Source organism: Candidatus Anoxymicrobium japonicum (assembly GCA_002843005.1).
GTDB classification, from domain to species: Bacteria; Actinomycetota; Geothermincolia; order Fen-727; family Anoxymicrobiaceae; genus Anoxymicrobium; species Anoxymicrobium japonicum.
Genome location: PHEX01000113.1, coordinates 1 through 2,425 on the forward strand (window position 1 = coordinate 1; position 2,425 = coordinate 2,425).

Annotated in this window: 2 protein-coding genes; one reads left to right on the top strand and one right to left on the bottom strand. The window is 57.4% G+C overall.

The genetic code is table 11. From position 1 onward, the window contains the following. Window positions 1-2,106: hypothetical protein (locus CVT63_08195; protein ID PKQ27401.1), on the top strand; the 2,106-nt coding region annotated here is incomplete at its 5' end. Window positions 2,107-2,172: 66 nt separating this feature from the next. Here CVT63_08195 and CVT63_08200 read toward each other — a convergent pair. Beyond that, window positions 2,173-2,425: Crp/Fnr family transcriptional regulator (locus CVT63_08200; protein ID PKQ27402.1), on the bottom strand; the 253-nt coding region annotated here is incomplete at its 5' end.

Sequence of the window (2,425 nt, forward strand, 5' to 3'; positions counted from 1 at the left end):
AACGACGCACCGACGGTGGCCAACCCGATTCCCGACCAAAACGCGACCGAAGACGCCGCGTTCAATTACCAGTTTGCCGCCAACAGCTTCGCTGACGTGGATGTTGGCGATACCTTGAGCTACAGCGCGCAGTTGGCGGGTGGCGGGGCACTGCCGGCCTGGCTGAGCTTCGATCCGGTGACGCGTACTTTCAGCGGGACGCCCCTCAACGGTGACGTTGGCACGCTGTCGATCGATGTGCTTGCCAATGATGGCAACGGCGGCACGGTCACGGACACCTTCAATGTGGTCGTCGCAAATGTCAACGATGCGCCAACGACTACGCCGGTTACGCTCGTAGCAATGCTGGAGGATGGTACTCGGATAATCACTGCAGCCGAATTGCTGGCCAACGCGTCGGATATTGAGAACGATGCGTTGAGGGTGGCGAACCTTACTGCCAGCAGTGGCACGCTGATAGACAATGGCGACGGTACTTGGAACTTCACCCCGGCATTGAATGACGATAGTGGCGTCACATTTACCTACGATATCGTCGATAACGGTTCCACTAATGGCGTATCCGATCCACAGTCGACGACCGCTTCCGCAACGCTGGACATCATTGCTGTGGCGGACGCTGTTGGTAGTTCGGGAGTTGTGATCGGGGCGTCCTATGTCTTCACGGTGCCAAATTCTGGTGGCAGCACCTATACCGCACCCAACGGAATCACTGTGACCGCTTCCGGTGGCACGCTGGTTTCAAATAATGGACTAGGTATTGGCGTCCAGTCCGAGGGTAAGGGTGACAATCGGATTGATCCGGGCGAGTCGCTTACCTTCCAGTTTACGGATGCTGCGAGCGTTCATGGCATTTCGATGAACGTCAAAAACTCGGACGGCGAGACCGTCAGTATTGCGAGCACGCTGGATGCTAGCGGACTGAATCTGTCGTCCGTGGCGCTAGCCGGCACCTTGCAGGTGGTCGGGAAGAGCACCATCAGTGCGACTACGGCCTCCGTAATTCTGACGATTGAGGGAACATTGGGCACCCTCTCCTCTACAGCGGTGATCAACGCCAATGGAACATGGTCCATTTCTGGTCTGGATGCCAGCAGTGTTGGCACGGTCACCCAGGTTTCCTTGCAGACGTCCATTGATGGCGATGCATTCAGCAATGGTGGCGACCTGCTGAACTTTACCGTCAGCCGTGAAATTCGCTCGATGGTTATCACCGATGGGGCGCTTTATGGCAACAAGGACGGTTATCAGGTCGACTACCTGTCGTTCTCGCCCGTACCTCAGAAGGGCAACAGTTATCCGGTTGAGCTGTTCGCTAACTTGTTTGACGTTGATGGCAGCGAATCTTTCAGCGCTATTTCGCTCAGCGGCTTCCCGGCGGGCGCTGCGCTGTATGTCCTGGATACGGATACCGGTTCCCTGTCCGCCGTACCCTCTTCCGGGTTTGCTTCGGATGGTAGTGCCATCTTCATGCTGGATACCGCCTTCCTGGAAAATGCCTACACTGCAGGGGGCTTTACCGATCAGCTTTGGTTGTCAACCGCTACGTCACACCTACCGGCGAACTTTGTGCCGACGATGACTATCGTCACTCAGGATAGTGACGGCAGTGAGGCCTATAGCATTCTGGGGGGTAGCAATGGCAACGTGCTGACCGGTGGCATTGGCAATGACATGATCGATGGTGGGGCTGGCAACGATATCTTGATTGGCGGTGCCGGGAATGACACCTTGGTCGGCGGCAGCGGGGTGGATGTCTTCCGGTGGTCGTTCAGCGATCAGGGATCTGTTGAGTTGCCTGCGGTTGACGTGATCCAGCAGTTCGATACCGCGTCGGTAGCGGCCGGTGGCGATGTCCTGGATTTGCGCGATTTGCTCTCCGGGTCAGCAACTACGGCTAGCGCCATTGACCAGTATCTCGATTTCGAGAAGTCGGGTAGCAACACGATCATCAATGTCCGCCCCGATACCGCCGGTGGGGTAACGCAACAGATTGTCCTGGAAGGAGTTGATTTGACCTCCGGCGTTACGCCTGTGGTCGGGCAGTCGATGGATCAGGCGATCATCCAGAATCTGCTCAACAGCGGCAAGCTGATCACCGACTGAGCGTTCGCCGGCAGCAAAAAAGGGCGGGGAAATCCCCGCCCTTTTCACGTCTGAAGCCGGTACCGCTCAGCCTTCGTGCATGCGTAGTTTGGCGACGCTGGGGATATGGATCTTGCGGCCTTCGACAAGGATCAGGCCGAGGTCGATCAGCTCGTGCAGGATGCGCGAGAAATGTTCCTGGGTCAGGTTCAGGCGCGAGGCGATGACGCCCTTGTTGGTGGGCAGCGTGATGGTGACGTTGATGCCGTTGATGCTGTCCGGCTCGTCGTCCGGCAGTTCGCGCAGCAGGTAGCCGATGATGCGCTGCTTGCCGGAATGC